The organism is Estrella lausannensis (assembly GCF_900000175.1).
Lineage (GTDB): Bacteria > Chlamydiota > Chlamydiia > Chlamydiales > Criblamydiaceae > Estrella > Estrella lausannensis.
Window position 1 is genome coordinate 109,429 of record NZ_CWGJ01000006.1, and the last position, 21,873, is coordinate 131,301.

Below are 21,873 nucleotides of genomic sequence, written 5' to 3' on the forward strand. Positions count from 1 at the left end.
TACGGGGCTTAGAGGGGGATTCAGCAAACAAATGATGCGATTTCAGTTTTAGCACAGGCTCTCATGGCCAACTGGCTTATAAGCCTCGAGAGTGCAATGGGAAGAAATTTTTCTTTCCCTATTGCGCTCTCTATCATGGGTGCATAATTTCTCTTCTATATCATCGATCGTTGGGTATATAATGGGTTTTAGTACAGGCTCTTAAAGTCGCCTGCTCGGGCGCTCCTGTTAAGCAGACTTTTATGCGAATCGATGCCGAAAGTGTTTCGAAATTTGGTTTTAGGCGAAGCGTTACCTCTCTTGACTGCAAGATTGTAAGCCATCTAATATTAGAAATATGAGTTGAACTACAATCTCCCAATTCGAGGCTTTCGCAAAGCAGAGAACCCTAAATTTTAAGACACCATCGGTATGGCGAGTCAACTCTAGGATCAGAGATTGTAACAAAGGAGGTGTGTTCAGTGCCTTTGCTTGGCTCCGGCGCCGTGTTTTCAATCAGAGGAAGCTACGGCCTGCGGTTGCCGCAAACCACCGGAAAACAAAAAATCCTAAATTTTAAGAAACTTTCGGTGTAAAATCGGATGACAAATCAAAACTTCAGTTGACGACCTCAGAAGGAAGCGTTAATCTGTTGCCGAACAGCTTAAATTGGTATATCGATCTATAAGAAAATGAGGTGTGTATGAGCCGAAAAACAAAAGCCGAGCAATTCCAAGATACCGGATATAACATCACTGTCACAGGACGTCATGTCCTTGTCACCGATGCGATGAAAGATTACGCGCAGGAAAAGATCTTCAAAATTGAAAAATTTACCAACCGCATCATCGATGTCAACATCCGCATGGATATTCAAAAACTTGAACATCGCGTGGATATTGTCATGACTGTAGGCCACTTGAAGATTAAGAGCTCGGCATCGACAACGGATATGTATGTCTCGATCGACCAGGCTGCTGATAAACTGGAAAAGCAGCTGATCAAATACAAAAAAAGGCTACAGGAACATGCTGCCAAGGATGTGGCTTCCATTGAAATGCAAGTCAGCATCATCAAAAACGAAGATTCGCAAATTCGCGAGATCAACGACGAGATAGAGTCGGAAAATAACCGTGCTCTTCTCGACAGCTACGGCCCGCACAGGATAGTCGACAAAGAGACCAGGCCGCTAAAAACCCTGACGACTTCCGAAGCTGTCATGAAAATGGATCTCTCGGGCGATGCCTTTCTTATCTACCGCTCCGAAGAGGAACAGAAATTGAAGGTAATCTACAGAAGAAAAGACGGAACCCTTGGCATCATCGAAGTTGAAAGCTAATCCCTCTTTTCTGCATTGCCAGATCCGTGGCAAACCGTCCCCCGCCACTCCGGAAGAAGTTGTGCGGCAATCGGTTGTATACGAGATGATTCACCGGCTTTCATTCCCGAAGAGTCTGATCGTTTTAGAGAAGGATCTCTCAAATCTTGTCAGTGGAGCCACTCCTGCCGCACTCAAGCGGCGCTTTGACGTGGTGGCGTTTTTTAAAGATCCGCTCGCAGGTTCTCTTAAGCCGCTTCTCATCGTGGAGTGCAAAGCGACTCATCTTGATGAAAAGGCTCTCGCGCAACTTTTGGGGTATAACCACTTTCTCAAAGCACCCTACTTCGCTGCGATATCTAAAGCAAGAAGCGCTCTTTTTTTGAGGAACGGCAATCAGTGGGCACCGATCTCTTCAGGACTTCTTCCCTATCCGGTAATGATAGAGCATCTCAGTAAGATTCATCCAGATAGATCACTCCGTCAATCACTTTGACTGCGACGCTGAAGGCATCGCAGCCCGGTACATTAATACACCTGCCGCTTCTGATATCGAACTCCCATTCATGCCAGGGACAGGCGACCTTTTCCCCTTTGATGCTTCCCTCGCAAAGAGGGCCTCCTTCATGGGGACAGGCGTTTTGCAGGGCGAATATCTCTCCTTTCAATTTAAAGAGCGCGATCTCATCCCCCTCGTCGGTGATCACGAGGCGCGACCCCCCTTCAGGGACAGCTGATGCCTCAATCAGGCGAATTCTGTCTTCAGTATCCATGGTCGCCTCCAACGGTTCCCGCAGGATGGAAAACGAAACTGTATGTCGTGAGGTAGGGGTTGGTTGACTCAAAGGTCGCCCAGCCAATGGTGCCTTCAAAGAAGGTTTTAAGTTCTTCGTCTTGAGTGTCAAAAATATGAAAGCTGTGCGGCTCAAGCTCAATTTGCTTTATCAGAACAGCTTCATCTTTTTCCCTGTAGAACGTAGCGTGGAGCACTGTTTTCTCTTGAAAATCCTTAAGAGGGGAGGAGTGCATGACGATTGTTTTGGCTCCTTGCTGATCGAAAAGAAGGGGAGCCCAGCGGAAGGCGCGCTTTTTTGTCTCCCAGGCCGGTACGTAAGGTTGCAAGTTGGTGCAGATATTGCAGGGTAGTTTTCCTCGCTTGCCGATATTGAGCGCCACTTTAACCCGGGCGGGTATGGGCTTGTCGCCGGATTGTCGTGCAGTCAGGCGCAGGCCATAAACTTGGCTGCTGGAGTTTTCTAGCGCACGCGTTAAAGGAGCTAGATCGACGCGGGCAAAAGAACTCTCATTACGATGCTGGAAAAAAAGTGACTTGTCTAAGACAGCAACGCCGTTGCTATCGAACAGTTGCGCCTCGATCTCGAAAGGTGCAGGGGAGTAGATCGGGTAGAAGGAAATACTGTTTGTCCACTGATTGCCAACTAAAATGGGAAGCATCAGGGCTGCCGGATGCCACGCCTCTTCCTCGGGAAGCCAATAATCCTTGGGGGAGGAAGAGTGGCTGGAGTCGTAGTAGGTATGGGTCAGGGTTTTGGCAAAAGGGTCTTGCTCCATGTTGCCTGCGACCATGCGGGGAAATACCCAGGGCAGAGGCGCTTTAATCTTCATCGTTCCCGTTCCGCCCTTTAAAAACTCTTTTAGAGGCATCAGCTCTTTTGGATAGAAGAACTTGGTTTCATAAGGATTCAGCTTAAGAGAGCTTTTATAGGGTAGGGTGCCACCCTCTTTATTGATCAGCAGAAGCTCAAGCGTGTCATCCAGCGGGAGGGGGCCGTTAACCATCGCGAAATAGGGTTCGATCCCTTTGTCATCGATTAGGTCGATGCCCGATTCACTAACGATATTTGTTTCGTTGCGCTTCAAATCCTCAAAGTCATTATAGACTCTCTGGGCGGTGTGGACGATGCTGCTGAATGTTTTTCCGTAGTAGTTGACAGAGACGGCTGGATAGGGAAAGATTAGCGGTTTACCGGAAAAAAATTCGATTTCGAGGCTGCCGGTAAACTCCTCTTGTAAGCTGACGTTGCAATCGTTGAGGAGATCATCCAATTCGATCCGGTAGCACTTGGGCTTGTTGATCTCTTCGGCGCGCCGGAAAAGAATGTTACCACTTTGCCCCCTCAGTGTAATGACAGAGCCAATCGATAGAATGCTTCTTTTTAAAATCCAGTATCCTAAAAAGATTAATCGTGTCGACATCCGCTCTGTTCTCTTCACCGGGAAAAGAGCAGAGGCGCGAAAGTGGGGATGGTTGCTGTCGCCGGTCTGTCTTTGGCTTTCCTGACTTTTTAAATGATCCCAATAACTTCTCATATAGCGCTTTATGTAATTGCCTGGTCAGTGCTCTGGCTGACAAGTGTTACCTGTGGGTGCTTTCATGTCGCTTCCCCAGGGCTAAAACATATCAAAGAGAACACGGGTGTCCAACCTGCCAAATTTTTCAGGCTGGGTAACCGGGCTTGTTATCAAAATATCAATCGGCTGAATTCAAATTCGGCCAGTGTGTGCAGGGTAAGAGACTGGCCACAAACAGAAATCGTATGATTTGAGCTTGTGGATAGTCTCTAAAGGGTGAAGGCGGCCCTTTTCTTAAAACTATACCGAGGCTTTCGGAAAGCCCAAAAATTAAATTTTGAGGCATTTTCGGTATAGTATTTTGAAGAGTTGATGGAAAGAGATTTGTATCCCCAAAGTGTCTCAAAATTTGGGCTTTGAGAAGGCCCAAATGTTAAGAGGGTTGCGGTATGTGTTTAAAACCTGCGAGCCAGAGCCCGTGAATAAATGGGACGAGGATAATCTTATGGCTAAAATGAAATAAATTCTTTAGATTCGGGTTCGAGGCCTTTTGCCGTTTGGGCCATTGGCTTCATGCAAATATTCAGTAAACGCACTCATCAAACCTAACTTCAGGCGGTAAATTCCATGGCAGGTGAACACCCGATCGACGATTCCCTGAATGAAATCGAGAAAATTTTAAACCTAGTCAGTCAGCTCAAAGGGAAGGATCTGACCAATGCGGAAGTCGAACTGCTCAATGAGCAGCTAGCTGATTTGGAAAGTGAGGCACAAGTCTTTGAGCAAGAGACGGAACAGATGTTGAAGGATATAGGGTTGCCAACAAGCAGACTTAGAGAGGCCCTAGAGGTGATTCCAGAGAACGTTCCGGTAGATGAACAGGATGCTCTTAAAAAAGCGATGAAGTTAAAAGAAGACGTTCTTCGTATGAAGAAAGAGATGACTGGCGACGAGGAGTTTGTCAAAGAGGGAAGCCCTCAATATCTCAAGAAAAAGGAAAAATTGCTTTCGAAAGAAGAGCACCGCAAAAAATACAAACGCTTGGGCTCAAAAAAGAAGTGGAAGCCTCTTTGAGAGGTATCCAGCTCCTTAAGCCACGAATGAACCACTAAAGAGCAATCATATGGGAAATGAAATTTTTCAAGAAAATCTCCGCATGCTCCACAACTTTGACAAGTCGTTGCAGGCTGTTGTTGAAGGGGTTGAACCCCAAAAATGGGTTTTGAGCTCTGATCCGAGCGGTTCGGAAAACCTTCTTGGCAAGGAGAAAAATCAGTTCCTCCACAGCCCGGAGGGGCCCCTGAAGGAAGCGGAGAGATGGGCCTCCACACTGAAGCTCAAAGAGATCAATACTCTGTTTGTCTATGGCATCGGTCTCGGATATTACTATGAACCTTTGAAAGGGTGGCTAACCGATAGCCGTGATAACTATCTGGTCTTTTTGGAAGATGATGCCGAGGTTCTCTACCATTTTTTGCAAACGGCCCGTGCGAAGGAAATTTTAAGAAATCCGAAGGTACGCATCATTTTTCTGGAGGGAGTGAAGGGCGATAGCCGAAGGCTCGATGCCATGGCGACGCACTTTAGCACCAATCCTTACCAGACGACGGCTTTGATGTATTACCTTAAGAACAGGGTCGATCAGCTGCTGGACCTGAACACAAAACTGGAATATCTGCTGAACCTTAAAAAATTTATCCATGAAGAATATGAGTCCATGGGAGCCCCCTTCTACCGCAACTTCTATGTCAACTTACTGAAGCTTCCTAACTCCCTGATCGGCTCCAGGCTTTTTAAACGCTTTCAGGGGATACCTGCCATCATTTGCGGTGCTGGACCTTCGCTGGAAAAAAATATTGATGTTGTAAAAAGGCTTAAAGATAAAGCACTCATCATAGCCGGAGGCACCTCCGTGAACGCGCTGAATGCCGCGGGCATCAATCCGCATTTCGGGTTCGGCGTAGACCCCAATCCTGACCACTCTCTCAGGATCTTGACAAACGAAGCTTTCATGGTGCCCTACTTCTACCACATGCGTATGAATTCAACGGCGCTGAATATGCTCCATGGCGACCTCTACTATCAGAACGTCACCAAAACCTACCCCGTGTCGTACTGGATCGAGAAGAAATTGGGGATCAAGGCGTTTCCTATCGAAGGCGGATACAACGTCGTGAATGCCAGCCTGGATATGGCCGAAGCGCTAGGCTGCAGCCCCATCATTACGGTCGGAGTCGATTTGGCCTATTCGGAAGGAAAATCGTATGCTGCGATCCAGAGCGTGCACCCCGTCGCTGAAGGGGTGATGAACTTTGTGACAAAAAACGAACGGGAAGAGCTGATTCCCCGAGTTGATATTCATGGGAAACCGGTTTTGACGCTCTGGAAGTGGATGCTGGAAGCTGTCTGGTATTCGAAATTCTTGGTCAGCCATCCCCAATCGGTTGTCATCAATGCGACGGAGGGAGGTATTGGGTTTCCAGGCGTGCCCAACATGACTTTGAAAGAAGTGGAAGAGGCCTACCTGATGAAAGAGCACGATTTCAGCGGCATGATTCAGGCACTTTCGCTTGATGCCGGTATGCCGGAGGGCGTAACGACGGAGTCGATCTTAAAGCATTTGGTGGAAGTGGAACAGTCACTGAAAAGAACTTCTGCCCTGGTAGCTAATCTCGAGAAAGAGTTCCACCAGCTTTCTGAAGAGGCGGAAGCAGGCGGCGAAATGAAGCTTTTCAATCCCAAAATCATCGAATCGCTAGCGGCCCTCGAGAAAGAGGAGGCGTATACCACTTTCCTCTCTAAGTTCGATGAACACTATGTCAAAATGATTGAAAAGGAAATGCAGTCGCTGGAAATCCATCAGGAATCCCTTGAGTCGAAAGAGGTTTTCAAGAGGAAAACGAGCCTTCAGGCGGCCCGCTATGATTTACTTGGAAAAGCTGCTTCAATCAACCTCAACTATCTGAAGGGAACGATCGCCCATATCGAAAAGGTCGTTCATGAAGAGAAAGCCATCAAGAGTCGATCCATAAATGAAGCGGACTGTTTTCCCAAGGGAAAAGAGTATGTTTTTACCGAAGAGGTCTATTCATTGAACGATCCCTGCCTCGGAATCGAATTTTCAGGCAAGGGGAGCAGCTCTTTGGTAAAATCCATGGAAGGGCTTCCCCTCGGTGGCTGGACATGGGAGCACTACACCAAAGATGGTCATCTCCATGGGCCTTCTCGCTTTGTGGATGAGAGCGGTTTTGTAGCTGCCGAAAGCTGGTATGTGGATGGAAAAAAATGGGGGCGGGAATTGACATTTTTTAAGAATGGCAATCTCGCTTCAGCGGGGGGATACAAAGAGGGCAAGCCCATTCAGCTACACCAATACTATTATCCTAACGGCACCCTCAGGGCCAAGCTACCTTACAAAGAGGGGCTCCTGGACGGAAAAATCGAACTTTTTTATCCGAGCGGCGTCCTGAAAAGAAGTATTGAGTTTGAAGAAGGTGTCAGGAATGGAGAGGAAGCTCTTTATGCTGACAAAGGGGAGAAAATTATTGAAGCGACCTTCAAAGGGGGAAAACCCGTCGGCAAGGCAAGCTACTACTCGGCCTCCGGCGTTTTACAAAAAGAAGTGATCTATAAAGCTCCCGGAGAAGTCGATACTATTTTTGCCATTGATTCCAAAGGAAAGTTTGTCAGACAGGAGACAAAAGTCGTCAGGGATTATTTCGACTCGGTCACACTGCAGACGGAGAGACTGACAAAATCGCTGTCGGAGGTGTTCCACCATTTGAAGCAGGTTTTGCTCGAGCTTAAGAAGGAGAGCGAATTTTTACGTGAGAATCAGGAACTGATGAAGCTGCTAAACGAAGGGATCGTGCAGATTGGCGAGGAGCTCAAGCAGTTGATCAAACTCGGACAGGTATTAGTCGATGAGACAGCGCAGGATGCTCAATCCGGCAAAGAACCGATCTGGAAAACACCGGCGGCAAAGAAGCTGCTCATGGCGCAGGTCACTATCCTTCAAGAAACTGTTCAGGCCGGAGTCGCCGCGATCAGGTTGAGTGTTGAGAACGTATTAAAGGCATTTGCTGCTCACCAGAAGAAAAAATTGGGTAAGTAGCGTATTTAGGATGTCTTCATGGGGCAAGAAGTTTTACTGGAGTGTCTGAAGCTCTATGCAGCATATGATGAAGAGGCGGCAAAAAGAATCCGGGACGCCGAGGTAACCGATTACGAAATTTACCCCACCCATCTAGGAGAGGATAACCTTGCGAGAAGGCACAGGGGCAAGGACTTTTTTTTTCATTCCCAAGATGGTGCACGCAAGGAAGCGAAGAGATGGGTGCAAAATATCAAGACCGAGGATGTAGATTTAATTTACATCTATGGAATTGGCCTCGGCTATTATTATGATGAAATAAAGGGTTGGCTGCACAAAGATCCTACACGGTTCGTTGTCTTTTTAGAGAGCGATTACTCGGCCCTGAATATGCTCTTTAACACTCCGAAAGGGCTAGAGATCCTAAAAGATAACCAGGTCGTCATCCAGACGTTTTCCATTGAAAATTTCAAAGTTGTCATATCCCTTGATCCTCGTTGCTATCTTTTGTTTTCGGCGCTGCACGATAAGTCGATTATCTTAAGCTCGCTGAAGTCCTATTCCGAGGTCAGGGAAAGTCTTTTACTTGGTATTAAATCTCAGATCTATATTAGCACAAGCTGGCACCGGAACGTCTGTTCGGACAAACTCACCTATCTGAAAGATATTACCAGGAATATCATCAGCAATATCTTAAAACTTGAAAACGAATCCTCTTTCGAGGCGCTGATCGGAGGATTCAAAGACGTTCCGGCCATCATCACCGGCGCAGGCCCTTCGGTTGTCAACGATATTCATTTGTTTGATGAGGCCAAGAAAAGGTGTCTTCTGATCGGTTCCGGAACAGGCACTAACGTACTCAACTCACACGGGATTTTGCCTCATTTCTTTGTCGGCATCGACCCGACATCCTCGCAAGAGAGCAGAATCCGGATGAACAACTCTTATATGGTTCCCTGCTTTCACAAAGCGCGCTTTTCTGCTGACGCTTCCCGGTTTGCGACTGGAGAAAAAGTATACCTCAATCATTGCACAAGCCCCTTTTCCACACGCTGGTTTGAAGACGCTATCGGCATCAGGCAGTCTCTCGAACTGGAAGCTGGCATTAGCAGCACGACGTTTGCTATCGCGATCGCGCATGCGATGGGCTGTAACCCAATCATCCTCTCGGGGCTTGATCTTGCCTATACCGATAACAAAAGATATCCGGAAGTGCTTCGGCCCATCTCTCACGGCAGCAAAGCAGTGCAAGATGAGCTTTTGATTAAAAGCAAAACACCCTTGATCGACAAGGGGTACGAAGGACAGGAAGTCATCACGAAAATCGACTGGCTGGTGGAAGGGAAGCTCATATCCCATTTCAAAAGCAATCATCCTGAAGTGACTCTGTACAATGCTACACGGGGTGGTTTACTGATCGAACAGGTGGCGAATGTATCCCTCGGTGAATTTTTGAAAACGAGAAGCAAAGAATATGACATCGAGGGAAGGCTGCATGCTTTGATTGAGTCTGGTGCCATCAGAGGTTCAAGTACGATGATGCCCCTGCAAGCCGTCCTCGAGTGGAAAAGGTTCGTTGAGGAATTTCTTGAAGCGATCCAAACGGAAAGAGTTTTTTTTAAAGAAACATTAAGCGACGGCCTTGAATCTCGGAGATTTGGTGAAGCGATGCAGTCGGGGTTTGTAACGAAATTCAAATCCAATCCTTTTTTCGAGACCTTCCTTGAAAGCCACGAAGAGTTGATGAACGGTGCCGTCTTCTTCAAAAAAGTGAATTTACAGAAAGCTCAGGCAAAACAAGACACTGATTTCATTCGGCAGGCCGCCGAAGATTTTGCCGAAGCCCTGTTTGCATTCTGGGAAAATGTGGCCAGGGAGCATTTGCAGGGAATTGAAGAGGCGTTGTCTGAAAACACGGAAACCAGCTCTGCCATTGAGTCTGACGCCCGGCCTGTCATTTTTTCAGAGGAGAGTGGCTCGTTAAAAGAGATTACTCCCGCCGTGTTTGAGTATTCCCAGGAAAAAGAGGGGTTTCTCGAGGGTAGAAGCTGTTTTTTTAGCGAGAAGCGGCAGTTGCTTTCCTCCTCTTGGTATTCCAGAGGCAATCTCGAAGGAGCGCAGGAGTTTTTTTACAGATCAGGACGACTCTTTGCCAAAAGGAATTTTGTGAACGGAAGACTTGAAGGCGAGCAGAGCTATTTTTTCGACGATGGCTCCAAGAGAGCTGAGATGTTTTACAAAGAAGGCAAGCTGGATGGAGATGTGATTATCTACTATCCAAGAGGTCGTTTAAACAGATTTTTACAGTTTAAGGAAGGCAAGCTGTCTGGCACTGAACGGTTTTGGAGCGCAAGAGGCGACCTTCTCTTCTCCGCCACGTACAAAGACGGTAAACCCTGTGGAGAGGCGCTCGAGTACTACCGTCATGACAAGCTTCTGCGAAGAACCGTTTTTGATGACTTCGGAAAACGTATTTTGATTGAGGAATTCAGCGAAAACGGTCAGTTGCTCAAAGAAGGAGAGCTAACCCCGAGCGAGGAGGTCGCTATGCCCCTTGCCGCTCAGGATGCCATTGAAAATTATCTGAATGAGATGGAGAGGCTTCATTACGCTTTCGGAGGTGAAAGGGAGCGGCATTTTTTCTAAAACTGTAATTGTATGATTTGTTTGCTGAATTGGGATATACCGAAAGTCTCTTAAAGTTTGGTCTTGGTAAAGAAAAGCCTCCCTACCCTGTTTGGAGTTTTTTTTTGGAGAAGTCGAAGCCCTAAAGAGCCTGTCAATGTGAGGAAAGATGCAGAGTATAAATTTAGAGCGCCTTCAGGAAAGTATAGAGATCTGGATGCAGAGTTTTCCGAAAGAAGCCATACTCCTGCATGGCGTCGAAGACAGCCGACTTCAGTTTGTCTTTGCGGAAGATGGCTCCCTTAATCTGATGCGGAAGACAAAGGAAGGGGAGTCTTACTTTCATAATCAAAAATCGCCGCTGAATGAGGCGCTCGAGTGGGCATATTCGCTCAAACTCACCAATGAAACAGTGGTCTATATCTACGGAATTGGACTGGGATACTATTATGAAGCCCTCCATGACTGGCTTAAAGAAGATCCCGAGCGGGCGATTGTGTTCATGGAAGATGATCTTTCCGTGCTCAAGATGGCGTTTTCTACTTCTGAGGTGCAGAAGATTCTTAAAGACGACCAGGTGCGTGTGATTTACTTCCAGAACCTTGCCGACGCTGACGAGGCGTTCGACCCTCTGTATTGGGACTTCGTCATGACGCAGATGAGTGTCTCAGCTCTTCAGTATTACGCAAATGAGAGGCGCGATCAGTTTGTCGAGCTCAAGCAAAAGATCGTTTACGATGCGTCGATCCGCAATGGGCTTGTCGAAGAGTATTTAAAGCACGGCATCAGCTTTTTTAGAAACTACTACCAAAATCTGTTACTTGTGTCGGAGTCATGGAAGGGCGATGAGCTGTTTGGCAAGTTTCATGGCATACCGGCAATTATCTGCGGAGCGGGACCGTCGCTTGATAAAAACGTTGAGGAACTCAGAAATCTTCTGGATCGCGCTTTGGTTTTTGGCGGAGGGTCGGCCATGAACGCCTTAAGCTCCCGGGGCATCTTGCCGCATTTCGGTATCGGCATCGACCCGAACCCTACCCAGCAGTTTCGTCTAAGTACCAATAAAGCTTATGAAGTTCCCCTTTTTTACAGAAACAGGATGCATCATGAGGCTTTCAAGCTTGTCCATGGGCCCCGTCTCTATATTTATGGAGCGGGCGGTTATGACATCGCCGACTGGTTTGATGAGCGCTTTGGTCTTCAGGGCGAGTGGATCGACGAGGGACACAACGTGGTGAATTTCGGCATCGAACTTGCAATCCGCATGGGGTGCAACCCGATTATCTTAACCGGCGTCGATTTAGCCTATACGGGAATGCTTGCCTATGCCAAGGGCGTTGTCGATGAAACAGCGATCGAGGAAGAAGTGCTGAAGACAGATGATTTTGACACGACCGCCATGCTTAAAAAGGACATCTACGGCGAGCCGATCTATACACTGTGGAAATGGATCGCTGAATCTAACTGGATTGGAGATTTTGCCAAAGAGCATCGCAGCACTGAAATCGTCAACTGCACAGAAGGCGGTCTTGGGATGCCTGGCGTTCGGAACATGACCTTGAAGGATGCCAAAGAAAGGTATATGAAACGGCGCTTCGACTTAAAAAGTTGGGTTAGAGGCGAGATCTTGTCAGCGGCGATGCCTGGGTTAACTCAGGAGAGGGTGTTTGAGGAAGTGGAATTTTTCAAAGAGAGTTTGATTCGTTCCCGGGACCATCTGGATGTTCTGATCGAGGATTCAAAAGATCTTAAGAAGAAGGTGGAGAACGAGGAGCGGATTCCTCAAATTCTGCAGTCGGGTCTGGCAGCATTATCAGAACTTGAGCTTTCTGAAGAGCCCGGCTACGAGTATCTGCTTGACTTGTTCAACAATATCTATAGCCGCATATTGAATAAGGAGCTGCACCGCATCAAGACAGACAGTGAAGATCCTTGCAAGATGGTTGTTCTGAAAAGCACCTTGAATATCAAGCGATTGCAATTTTTGAAAGAAGTGGCCGAAGTTAATATTCAAATCATCGATTTTGCCGTGCAGGAGCGAAAAAAATCGCTCGTGGGCGCATAAACTGGGGAAGAAGTCATGGAACGCTATGAATTCAAAGACGGAAGAGTGACAATCGTCGATGAGGAACTTAATTTAGACCTTAGCTCTCCTCTCGAAGTCTTAAGCCTGCCGGACAACCCCAAAAATGGGCAGGAGGTTAAACCCGGCACCCGTGTGGCCATCTACAACTTCTCCGATGGGTCCCGGCGTGTCGCCTTAGAAAAAGAGGGGGTTTTTCATGGCGAGTGGCGTCTTCTCTATCCTTCAGGAGAGATGAAAATTCGGACGTTTTATCATGAAGGGCTGCCCCATGGGCCGTTTCGCTTCTTTCTGCAGGAGGGGAGCTTACTTGTGGAAAGTTGGTTCTTCGACGGGTTGAAAACCGGCAAAAGCCGCTCCTTTTACACGGAGGGTGAAAAGTGCTCTCTGGAGCAGTTTGTCGAGGGAGAGCCTCATGGAGCCCAGTTTTTTTGGTATCCCGATGGAACATTAAAGACGTTGATGGAGTATGAGCATGGTTTGCTGGAGGGCAAGGTGAATTTGTTCCATCCTAACGGCGCTCTGTTCCGCGCTTTGAGGTGTAGTAAGGGGATGGTATTGAACGGCGATAGTGATTGACAGGGTGTCAGTACGTCTTCGGTATGCGCCTGCACTAAATTCAAATCATATGATTTCGGTGTTAGTACAGGCTTTTGAAATTTATGGAAAAGCATTTTAAAATGTAAAGCATATCGATTTGAGTGTTAGTACAAGCTCTTAGCCGATATGCAAAACTTCCTCTGCCTTCTCAAGAGCAAGAAAATAGCTGTGATCGAGTAATTTCGGTACCGCTTTCACGAGGGGCGCTTCTCCGAGGTGGGAGACTAAATCAGTCCACCCATTTCTCTCTTTAACGTCTTCACCCAGTGTTATGTGGGATTGTAGCGTATCTAAATAGCGTTTAGCGGTCCCTACAAAATTATAGGGCAACTGCGGTAGATCAGCGCTTGTCAACCCCTGTATGGTTGCGGCGACAGCTAATCCGCGGTGTAAATAGCTTTGCCACTTAGGAGGTAAATTGGCGATGTTTTCCTCTCCTCCCACTAGACCCAGGAATCGTGGTACTAAATTTGCCAGCAGCACCTTGACTTCTTCCAGTTGCGCTGCCGATTCGGGAGGAACTTCCCCTAAGGGGCTTGTATTTGATGAACTGATAGGATTTACCATATGCGTATCCCCCTATAGTTAAAAAAATCATTATAACATAAAAGTGCGTTTGGCTTCAATCGGGCAAGAGACTGCCCGCAATGCCAAATTTTGAGACGCTTTCGTATTCGGTCGAATTGCTTTTGCGAAACGCTCCGGTGGATGAGGTATAGCCGATTGGAGTGTTAGTCTTCCCCGACGATTTCAAGACCTTCTTTACGGTATTCGTTGATCTTGTTGCGCAAAGTCCTGACGCTGATATCCAGAATTTCGGCGGTCTTTTTTCTGTTGTGATTGTGCGCATGGAGCGTCTCGATGATAAGGCGCTTTTCGAGCTCTTTCAGGGTGATGCCGACCGGCAGTGTGTAGAGGTCGGTGCCGGAGCTTTCGTGAGTTCCGCGTCCGTCGGTTAAGGATAGTGAAGCATCTAAGAAAAGCGAGCTTTGGTCAATTGTTTGTGAAGTGCCCATCACGACAGCTCTTTCAATCACGTTGGCCAACTCCCGCACGTTTCCCGGCCAAAGGTATTCGAGCAGCCGTTTTTTCGCCCTTTCCGTGAGTTCCTTTTTGGGAAGGTGGCTTTCCGTGCAGAATTTGTCGATGAAATAGCCGGCAAGAGGAATAATATCCTCAATCCTCTCCCTTAACGGGGGGAGGTGGACAGGGATGACGTTCAGACGGAAGTAGAGATCTTCCCGTAGTATTTTATGCTCCACGGCTTCTTTAACGTTGCGGTTGGATGTGGAAATCACCCTGACGTCGACCTTGATCGGTTTGGTCCCGCCGACTCTTTCAAACTCTTGTTCTTGCAGTACCCTCAAAAGTTTCGACTGTAGTATGAGAGGCACCTCAGTGATTTCATCGAGGAGCAACGTTCCTGTGTGCGCCAGCTCAAACCTGCCGCTTTTTTTCTGGTGCGCTCCCGTGAAAGCTCCCTTCTCATGTCCAAAAAACTCCGATTCGATCAGCGTCTCAGGAATGGCTGCGCAGTTAACTTTGATGAAAGGGTGCATCGAGCGTGTCGATTGCTGATGGATCAAAGCGGCGATCACTTCCTTTCCTGTTCCGGATTCACCTGTAATGAAGATGTTGGCATTGCTTTTGGCAACTTTCGAGATGTCTTCCACCACTTTCTTCATGGAGGGGCTTTCGAAGACAGGCTGCCTGACCACAGGAGAATTTTTGCCGCGCATCTCCGATCGGAGGTACTCGTTTTCGTCGACGAGGCCGATATGTTCTTTGGCCTTTTCGATCAAGGCCTCGATCGTGTCGGGGGTAAACGGCTTGATCAGGTAGTTAAATGCGCCAAGACGCATCGCTTCCACAGCGTTTTCAACGCTTCCATAGGCAGTGATCACGATTACGACTGTCTGCGGCGTCAGCGCTTTAATCGTTTTCAGCACGTCGATGCCTGTCATGTCCGGCATTTTCATGTCGGTGATCACTAAATCGAAGCCTTGCTCTTTGAATTTGGCGATGCCCGCTTCACCGGATTCCGCTGTCTGGACATCATAATTTTTCCGTCTCAGCGTTTCGGCCAGAAAATTCCTGAGCAGAACTTCGTCGTCAATAACCAAAATGCGTTCTATTGCCATACTTACCTGTTGCATGTTCGCTTCTACTATCCGCGCATGGGCAGCTTTAAGGAGAAAGACGTCCCCTTTCCCTCTTCCGATGAAACCTTGATATCCCCGCCGTGAGCTTGCACCGTTTTTAATACTTCCGCAAGCCCAAAACCATACCCTTCCGCCTTGGTGGTGAAGAATGGAGTGAAGAGCTTGCCGATATTTTCCTTTGGGATGCCCATGCCCGTGTCTTCAAATTCAACCAGGGCCGATGCCTCATGCAGCCGGGCAGTGATCTTCAGTGTTCCCCCTCCGGGCATCGCTTGGATGGCGTTGACCATCAAATTCAAGAAAGCCGTCTTCAAAAGCTCCTTATCTGCTGTCAGCTCGATCAACTTATCGGGCATCTCGACAACAATGTGAATGTTTTTGAAAAGCTCCCTGTCTGCCTGCACAACTGCCATCGTTTCTAAGATGGTTTCCTGGAGGTTCATCGGGATCTTTTTTAGGTTTACCGGCTTGGAGTAGTCTAAAATACTGGTTACCAATCGATTCAGTGTGTCAGCTCCCTGGATGATGTATTCAGCGAACTTCTTTTTTTCCGGATCGTTTTCCAAATCTCTCTTGAGCAATGAGGCAAAGCCTTTGATCCCGCCTAGCGGGTTACGGATTTCATGGGCGACAGATGCCGCCATGGCGCCAAGCTCTTTCATTCGGTCGGATCGCTTGGCAATGATTTCCAATGTCTTCATCAGCGTGATATCACGGATCAGGATGATGATCCCTTCCATGCTTCTGACATAGATATCTTCTTCTAAGTCTTTTACTTTAGTTCCGCTGTCGAACACGAAAGTGGCGGTTACCTCAAGCTCTTTGAGCTCGCCGCCCTCGCCTTTAACGCTCGTGAAAGAGAGAGGAGGTGGTGCTTTGGTGGCAAGCGCTTTCCTCATGGAAAATCCAAAGGAGTCATCCTCAAAATTCTGCCAGTAGTTTCGAAAAAGGATTTTTTCATGGTTCAGGTTGAAGATCTCTTCGGCGGCGGCGTTATAAGTGGTGATGTCGCCGTTTAAATCGATAAACACCAGGCCCTGTGAAATATTAGACAGGATATTTTCCATGTAATCGGTCATCACGTTGAGCTCGGCGACCTTCTTTTTGAGGTGGATGTTGGTTTTTTCCAGCTCCTGATGGATGGCGGTAAACTCTTCCTTCAGGGAGTTATAGGCATTTTCAATCCTTTCAGCCTCGTGGCTGAAAAGCTCAAACGCCCTGTTGAGCGAGGCGATCTTCTCTTGCGAAGATGCTTCGGCAATCGATGCCGCCATTTTCTTGAGAGGTTCGAGCGAGGAGTCTTTCATAGGTGCAATTTCTTTCGTTTTTAAGCGTTTAAGAGACAGTCCCTGAATTAAATTTCAGGGGATTTGTAGGCTCATTTCATCTGCTTTTCGATCCCAGTCCCGGAGGTCTCACAAACAAGTTGCTATCGCCCCGGAAGAGCGACGAAACGCCAATACTTAAGACTGTCTCAGAGCTCCTATCCACCTCCTTCGGAAGGACAGGCGCCCGGGTGATAAGACCTATAACTTAGTTATACCATACTACTTATTATTTGAAGAACTTGGCCCCGCATCTTCCTCTATTGAAAGTGTCTTACACCGTAGAATAGTGGTTTAAGGAAAGCTAAATTTTGAGACAGCACCGGTATCCTGCCTCGGTAAACAGTCTGCTGTTTCGGATTTTTTTCCCGGCAGACAATAAAATTTGAGGAGATCAGGCTGTTTGATTGCAAAAAAACTTCCCATATGCAATAATCTGCCCTTATCTATTTTGTTTTGAACGCCACCGTATAAATTTCTCTTAAGGAGTATCAATGGCTCGCTACACAGGCAATAAAAACCGTATCGCCAGGCGATTTGGAGTCAATATTTTCGGAAGAGCGAGAAATCCTCTCCTTCATAAGCCCAATCCCCCAGGCGTACACGGTGCTCGACGCAAGAAAAAGTCGGACTTCGGCTTACAACTTGAAGAAAAGCAAAAACTAAAAGCTGTTTATGGCATGCTCAGCGAAAAACAGCTGATCATCAACTATAAAAAAGCTGTACAGATGGCAGGCAATACGCCTCAGCACCTGGCAGAAATGCTCGAGTGCAGGCTGGACAACATCGTGTACAAGCTGAAGTTCGCCACTACCATTTTCGGCGCTCAGCAGCTGGTTAACCACGGCCATATCTTAGTGGATGGTAAAAAGGTGGATATCCGTTCTTTCCAGGTTAAACCCGGAATGATCGTTTCTATCAAAGAAAAATCCCAGAAGATGAAGTCGATCCAGGAGGCTCTTGCTTCCCAGCGTGATGTACCAACATACCTGACGTTGGATGCCAACAAGTTCTCCGGACAGCTGATGACGATGCCAGGTCTGGATCAGATCTCCTGGCCGCTTGAGATCAAGATCATCGAAATCTGCGACTTCTTGGAGCACACAACCTAAGATTGACGGCACATTTCCGTTCTTCAAAAACCGCTCTTTTGAGCGGTTTTTTTTTGTCCGCGACCTTTTCATTTTTTTTGGCGGGCATGTCTTTCCCTCCGTCCAAGGTTTGGTATCTTGGCATCAAAATATCTATGTGCTAATTCCGAATTGGCTTCATCAGATGACCTTGACTGCCTGCAGGGAAATATTCTTTTATCGTTTGAGATCCTTCAATTCGCGGTACCACAGGGGAGCAATGCAGAGGGCAAAGATTGTCAAATGCAGAGAGAAGAGATAGAGCGAACCGGTAAAGGAAGGGGCAGTGCCGGCCGTAAGAGAGCCCGTAGGATCTGGGAGTAAAAAGTACACTCCAACCGCGTAGAGCAGTGAGTGGGCGAGCGCTCTGAAAAACTTGGCGGAGTAGGCATGCCACGGAAAAGAAATCTCCTTGGGTAGGCTGCAGCTTAGGATAAGGGCGTTTGCGATAGCGCTCAAGCTTGTCGCTACAGCGATCCAAAACGCGCCGAAGCCAAAGGCGAGGACGCCGGCAGCGCTCAGTATACTGTTGATGACCACTGAATACCCGGAGGCAAGAGCCGGGGTCTTATAGTCGGACAGGGCATAATAGACAGGTGCCGTCAATAAGACCGTGACAGAAGGCAGGAGGCCTAAGGCATAACCGTAGAGGCATAAGGCAGTCTCTCCGGCTGAAACAGCGGAAAAGTCACCCCGCTCATAAAGTAGGGAAACGGTGGCTCTGCCAGAAAAGACAAGGGCGAATGTCATCGGGACGATGACCGCGATACATGTGCCGATGGAAGAAGAGTAGAGAGCGGCAGCCTTTTTTAAATCCCCGTTTTTCATCGCTCGCGAAAGAGGAGGCAGCAAAGCGCCTGAGAGGGCGATACCAAAGAGGGCCAAGGGAAGCTGTTCGATCCGGATGGCATACCACAGGTAAGCCGGCCCTTCGAGTGAGGCAAATCTGGCAAAAACAGCATCCAGAGCTGTGTTGATTTGCGTGGCGGCGATTCCGATCATGCCCAGGGTCATTGGCTTGACAATGCGCATTACGTCAGGCTGAATACCCCTGAAAGAGAAAAGTGTCAGCGGTGAGTGCGGGATTAGTTTCTTGGTTTTAGGGTAGCAGACAGCCCATTGCAGGAAACAGCCGAGAATGATGAAAAGGCACAGGTAGGGCATCGCCTGCTCGACATCGAAGCCGCGGAGGAGGATAGCACCTGCTATCCAGGCTAAGTTGAAAGCGACGGGAGAGGCGCCGGCAAGAAAGTAGGAGCCTTCACATTGAAGAAGCGAGGCTGAGAGGCCGTAGAGGCAAATGAAGACAAGGCTTGGCATCATGAAGAGAGTGTAGGAGAGGATTTCCCGGTTGCCCGGGGATAGGTCAAGAGAAGAGAGGGGTAGTCCCAGAGCACCCATGGCGGCAGTTGACACGAGCAGGAGGATCCAAAAGAGCGTGCTCTGCAAATGGATGTAAAACGCATGGGCCTTCTGCACACTCTCTCGCCTCAGCTCCTCGAAGAGTGGAATGAATGCAGTCTGCAGGCACCCCTCACCTAAAATTCTTCTGAGCAAATGCGCCAGGCGGAAGCTGACTAAAAAGGCGGCTGCCGAGGCTTCGGTTCCAAAGGCATACGCCATCGCGATATCCCGCCCGAGTCCTGAGATCCTAGAGAGCATCGTACCGGAAAGGAAGCGGGACATGGAGCGCAGGATAGAGCGTGATGATTCTTTGCTAAGCGACGCTTGATTGACTTGATCCATATTGTCTTTTTCCCTTCATGTTGCTAGCATAATCGCATATTTGAGCCTATCCAAATAGAACTTTTCGCCGGCGACGAGACCGGCGTTTAACTGAATGTTTCCAAACTATCCGATGGTACCATGACAAAAAAAGAAGAGCCTCTCCTCATTGGCGCCCACACCTCAATTGCCGGCGGCGTATATAACGCTCTTTATGAAGGGCACTCCATTGGGGCTACCACAGTGCAGATTTTCACCGCCAACCAGCGCCAGTGGAATACGAAAGCGATTGGAGAAGAGGATGTCAAGCGCTGGAAAGAGGTTTTAAAAGAGACAGGCCTTCAGAAGATCATGAGTCATGATAGCTACCTGATAAATTTGGGCAGCAACAAAGAGGATATTTTGGCCAAGAGCCTGACGGCATTCCGACAGGAGATTGAACGCTGCCAAGAGCTGGAGATCACCTATCTCAACTTCCACCCTGGTAGCGCGACAGGGGCTTCCGAAGAGGAATGTCTCGATAAAATCGCCGAGTCGCTGATTTCTTTCGAAGACCAATTTTTAAAGAAAGGGGATCTCCGCCTTCTTTTAGAGTGTACAGCAGGCCAGGGGTCAACCGTTGGCTATAGCTTCGAGCATCTCGCCTACATCATCGGTAAAGTGGAAAAAAAGATTCCGATCGGAGTCTGTATCGATACTTGCCATGCCTTTGTGGCAGGATATGACCTGACAAGCAAGGCGGCAGTTTCGTCGACGCTGGATGAGTTTGACCGGGTAGTCGGTTTAAAGCATCTTTACGCTTTTCACCTCAATGACTCGATGAAAGGTTTGGGGAGCCGTGTTGACAGGCATCAGGATCTTGGAAAGGGAGAAATCGGTATCGAGTGTTTTAAAGCGCTCATGCACGATCCGAGAACGCGCTACCTGCCGAAATATCTGGAGACACCGGGGGGGCTGGAATCGTGGAAAAAAGAGATCGCCCTTTTAAGAAGTATTTAAAAATTACAATTTAACCAAGCGACACTTACAAAACAAAAGGTCGTCCACATGCGGATTAAAATCAAACAACTCAAATCATCCGACGCGGCAAACCGCTTTCTCGGAAAAGAGATCACGATCAAGGGATGGGTGAGAACTCTTAGGGAACAAAAGGCATTTTCCTTCATTGAAGTAAATGACGGGTCAACACTGACCAATTTCCAAGTGATCGCCGACTCCAATATCGACGAATATGAAAGAACGATCAGAAGACTCGGCACGGGCGCGTCGCTTGCCGCGACAGGCACGATTGTAGAAAATCCCGATAAAAAGGGCGTTCTGGAAATGCATGCCACTGCCATCGAGGTGATCGGCACCTGCGATCAGGAGAGCTACCCGCTTCAGAAGAAGAGGCACTCTTTTGAATTTTTGCGCTCGATAGCCCATTTAAGGCCGCGCACCAACTCGATCGGAGCGGTAGCCCGCGTCCGCAACGCTCTTGCATTTGCGACCCATCTTTTCTTTCAGGAGAGAGGGTTTTGCTATGTGCACACTCCGATCATCACAGCTTCTGACTGCGAAGGTGCAGGGCAGATGTTTCAGGTGACGACGCTCGATATGGACGCTCCGGCAAAGACTCCCGACGGAAAAGTCGATTATGCAAGCGACTTCTTCAAAAAACCCGCTTATCTTACCGTTTCAGGCCAGCTTGAAGGGGAGATCTATGCGACGGCCCTTTCCGATATCTACACCTTTGGACCGACGTTCCGCGCGGAAAACTCCAACACCGCGCGTCACCTGGCAGAATTTTGGATGATCGAGCCGGAGATGGCTTTTGCCGATATCACCGACAACATGGACAATGTCGAAGCCTACCTGAAATATGTCCTAAAGTATGTGGTCGATAACTGTAGGGAGGATATGTATTTTTTCAATAAGTACATCTCTCCGGGCGTCATGGAGCAAATCGAGCAAGTGATCAATACTCCTTTTGAGAGAACCAGCTACACCTTCGCCGTGCGCATCCTGGAGAAGTCGGGGGAGAATTTTGAGTTCCCGATCAAATGGGGCATGGATCTGCAGTCGGAGCATGAACGCTATCTGGTTGAGAAATACTTCCAGAAGCCGGTCATCATTACCGATTATCCAAAAGATATAAAAGCTTTCTATATGCGTGAGAACGACGATGGCAAGACGGTCGCTGCCATGGACGTCCTTGTCCCCAGGATCGGGGAAATTGTCGGCGGAAGCCAAAGAGAAGAGCGCCTTGATGTTTTGGAAGAGAAGCTCGATAGAATGGGGCTGCCCAAGGAGAGCTATTGGTGGTATCTTGAGCTTAGAAAATATGGCACGGTACCCCATGCCGGCTATGGCGTCGGGTTCGAGCGTCTAATCCGCTTTGTGACAGGAATGGAGAACATCCGTGATGTCATTCCTTTCCCCAGATTCCCCGGATACGCAGATTTTTAAGAAGGTTCCTTTTTCATATCCCGAGAGAACCTCAAAATCTTCGATTTTGAGGTTCTTTTCGGCAGAGGCCTT

Annotated in this window: 16 protein-coding genes; 10 read left to right on the forward strand and 6 right to left on the reverse strand. The window is 48.1% G+C overall.

Going from position 1 to position 21,873, the window contains the following annotated elements:
* The first annotated feature begins 682 nt into the window (after window positions 1-682).
* Window positions 683-1,318, forward strand: coding sequence for a ribosome hibernation-promoting factor, HPF/YfiA family (gene hpf / locus ELAC_RS02135; RefSeq protein WP_098037630.1), 636 nt, complete (start codon window positions 683-685; stop codon window positions 1,316-1,318).
* Window positions 1,293-1,793, forward strand: coding sequence for a type I restriction enzyme HsdR N-terminal domain-containing protein (locus ELAC_RS02140; RefSeq protein WP_143406414.1), 501 nt, complete (start codon window positions 1,293-1,295; stop codon window positions 1,791-1,793). Before hpf ends, ELAC_RS02140 begins: the two co-directional genes overlap by 26 nt.
* Here ELAC_RS02140 and ELAC_RS02145 read toward each other — a convergent pair.
* Entirely contained in the window at window positions 1,750-2,070 is a 321-nt protein-coding gene (locus ELAC_RS02145; RefSeq protein WP_098037632.1) for a Rieske (2Fe-2S) protein, read from the reverse strand. The two genes, ELAC_RS02140 and ELAC_RS02145, sit on opposite strands and share 44 nt — an antisense overlap.
* Complete coding sequence (locus tag ELAC_RS02150; protein ID WP_098037633.1) at window positions 2,060-3,628, reverse strand: hypothetical protein; 1,569 nt, start codon at window positions 3,626-3,628, stop codon at window positions 2,060-2,062. Before ELAC_RS02150 ends, ELAC_RS02145 begins: the two co-directional genes overlap by 11 nt.
* A gap of 609 nt (window positions 3,629-4,237) precedes the next feature.
* On the opposite strand from ELAC_RS02150, the gene ELAC_RS02155 reads away from it, so the two are divergent.
* The 5 genes from ELAC_RS02155 to ELAC_RS02175 all read left to right on the forward strand — a co-directional run bounded on the left by ELAC_RS02155 (window position 4,238) and on the right by ELAC_RS02175 (window position 12,990).
* On the forward strand, window positions 4,238-4,684 hold the full coding sequence (locus ELAC_RS02155) for a hypothetical protein (RefSeq protein ID WP_098037634.1): 447 nt from the start codon (window positions 4,238-4,240) through the stop codon (window positions 4,682-4,684).
* A gap of 49 nt (window positions 4,685-4,733) precedes the next feature.
* Window positions 4,734-7,724 (forward strand): 6-hydroxymethylpterin diphosphokinase MptE-like protein, encoded by a 2,991-nt coding sequence (locus ELAC_RS02160; protein ID WP_098037635.1) that lies wholly within the window; start codon window positions 4,734-4,736, stop codon window positions 7,722-7,724.
* 18 nt (window positions 7,725-7,742) lie between these two features.
* The gene (locus ELAC_RS02165) at window positions 7,743-10,349 is read left to right on the forward strand and encodes a 6-hydroxymethylpterin diphosphokinase MptE-like protein (RefSeq protein ID WP_098037636.1); all 2,607 of its coding nucleotides are present in this window, start codon (window positions 7,743-7,745) and stop codon (window positions 10,347-10,349) included.
* 148 nt (window positions 10,350-10,497) lie between these two features.
* On the forward strand, window positions 10,498-12,393 hold the full coding sequence (locus tag ELAC_RS02170) for a motility associated factor glycosyltransferase family protein (protein WP_098037637.1): 1,896 nt from the start codon (window positions 10,498-10,500) through the stop codon (window positions 12,391-12,393).
* Window positions 12,394-12,408: 15 nt separating this feature from the next.
* Window positions 12,409-12,990, forward strand: a complete 582-nt coding sequence (locus ELAC_RS02175; RefSeq protein WP_098037638.1) for a toxin-antitoxin system YwqK family antitoxin — start codon at window positions 12,409-12,411, stop codon at window positions 12,988-12,990.
* Between the two features lie 138 nt (window positions 12,991-13,128).
* Here the strand turns inward: ELAC_RS02175 and ELAC_RS02180 are convergent, their stop codons facing one another.
* From ELAC_RS02180 to ELAC_RS02190, 3 genes are all read right to left on the reverse strand, one after another.
* Complete coding sequence (locus ELAC_RS02180) at window positions 13,129-13,578, reverse strand: hypothetical protein (protein WP_098037639.1); 450 nt, start codon at window positions 13,576-13,578, stop codon at window positions 13,129-13,131.
* 164 nt (window positions 13,579-13,742) lie between these two features.
* The gene (locus ELAC_RS02185; RefSeq protein ID WP_239414319.1) at window positions 13,743-15,167 is read right to left on the reverse strand and encodes a sigma-54-dependent transcriptional regulator; all 1,425 of its coding nucleotides are present in this window, start codon (window positions 15,165-15,167) and stop codon (window positions 13,743-13,745) included.
* Window positions 15,168-15,178: 11 nt separating this feature from the next.
* On the reverse strand, window positions 15,179-16,480 hold the full coding sequence (locus ELAC_RS02190; protein WP_098037641.1) for a two-component system sensor histidine kinase NtrB: 1,302 nt from the start codon (window positions 16,478-16,480) through the stop codon (window positions 15,179-15,181).
* 512 nt (window positions 16,481-16,992) lie between these two features.
* On the opposite strand from ELAC_RS02190, the gene rpsD reads away from it, so the two are divergent.
* Window positions 16,993-17,610: a 30S ribosomal protein S4 gene (gene rpsD, locus ELAC_RS02195; RefSeq protein WP_098037642.1), complete on the forward strand. Its 618-nt coding sequence runs from the start codon at window positions 16,993-16,995 to the stop codon at window positions 17,608-17,610.
* A 195-nt stretch (window positions 17,611-17,805) separates the two neighbouring features.
* On the opposite strand, the gene murJ is transcribed toward rpsD, so the two are convergent.
* A complete protein-coding gene (gene murJ / locus ELAC_RS02200; protein WP_098037643.1) occupies window positions 17,806-19,374 on the reverse strand; it encodes a murein biosynthesis integral membrane protein MurJ in 1,569 nt (522 codons plus the stop codon).
* A gap of 120 nt (window positions 19,375-19,494) precedes the next feature.
* Here murJ and ELAC_RS02205 point away from each other — a divergent pair, with 120 nt between their 5' ends.
* Both ELAC_RS02205 and asnS read left to right on the forward strand, forming a co-directional pair.
* Window positions 19,495-20,352: a deoxyribonuclease IV gene (locus ELAC_RS02205; RefSeq protein ID WP_098037644.1), complete on the forward strand. Its 858-nt coding sequence runs from the start codon at window positions 19,495-19,497 to the stop codon at window positions 20,350-20,352.
* 48 nt (window positions 20,353-20,400) lie between these two features.
* On the forward strand, window positions 20,401-21,801 hold the full coding sequence (gene asnS / locus ELAC_RS02210) for an asparagine--tRNA ligase (protein WP_098037645.1): 1,401 nt from the start codon (window positions 20,401-20,403) through the stop codon (window positions 21,799-21,801).
* Window positions 21,802-21,873: the final 72 nt, after the last annotated feature.

What these genes read in the sequence shown, in the direction of transcription:
- hpf (WP_098037630.1), top strand. Translation starts at nt 683, where the DNA reads ATGAGCCGAAAAACAAAAGCCGAGCAATTCCAAGATACCGGATATAAC.
- ELAC_RS02145 (WP_098037632.1), bottom strand. Translation starts at nt 2,070, where the DNA reads ATGGATACTGAAGACAGAATTCGCCTGATTGAGGCATCAGCTGTCCCT.
- ELAC_RS02150 (WP_098037633.1), bottom strand. Translation starts at nt 3,628, where the DNA reads ATGAGAAGTTATTGGGATCATTTAAAAAGTCAGGAAAGCCAAAGACAG.
- ELAC_RS02155 (WP_098037634.1), top strand. Translation starts at nt 4,238, where the DNA reads ATGGCAGGTGAACACCCGATCGACGATTCCCTGAATGAAATCGAGAAA.
- ELAC_RS02160 (WP_098037635.1), top strand. Translation starts at nt 4,734, where the DNA reads ATGGGAAATGAAATTTTTCAAGAAAATCTCCGCATGCTCCACAACTTT.
- ELAC_RS02165 (WP_098037636.1), top strand. Translation starts at nt 7,743, where the DNA reads ATGGGGCAAGAAGTTTTACTGGAGTGTCTGAAGCTCTATGCAGCATAT.
- ELAC_RS02170 (WP_098037637.1), top strand. Translation starts at nt 10,498, where the DNA reads ATGCAGAGTATAAATTTAGAGCGCCTTCAGGAAAGTATAGAGATCTGG.
- ELAC_RS02175 (WP_098037638.1), top strand. Translation starts at nt 12,409, where the DNA reads ATGGAACGCTATGAATTCAAAGACGGAAGAGTGACAATCGTCGATGAG.
- ELAC_RS02180 (WP_098037639.1), bottom strand. Translation starts at nt 13,578, where the DNA reads ATGGTAAATCCTATCAGTTCATCAAATACAAGCCCCTTAGGGGAAGTT.
- ELAC_RS02185 (WP_239414319.1), bottom strand. Translation starts at nt 15,167, where the DNA reads ATGCAACAGGTAAGTATGGCAATAGAACGCATTTTGGTTATTGACGAC.
- ELAC_RS02190 (WP_098037641.1), bottom strand. Translation starts at nt 16,480, where the DNA reads ATGAAAGACTCCTCGCTCGAACCTCTCAAGAAAATGGCGGCATCGATT.
- rpsD (WP_098037642.1), top strand. Translation starts at nt 16,993, where the DNA reads ATGGCTCGCTACACAGGCAATAAAAACCGTATCGCCAGGCGATTTGGA.
- murJ (WP_098037643.1), bottom strand. Translation starts at nt 19,374, where the DNA reads ATGGATCAAGTCAATCAAGCGTCGCTTAGCAAAGAATCATCACGCTCT.
- ELAC_RS02205 (WP_098037644.1), top strand. Translation starts at nt 19,495, where the DNA reads ATGACAAAAAAAGAAGAGCCTCTCCTCATTGGCGCCCACACCTCAATT.
- asnS (WP_098037645.1), top strand. Translation starts at nt 20,401, where the DNA reads ATGCGGATTAAAATCAAACAACTCAAATCATCCGACGCGGCAAACCGC.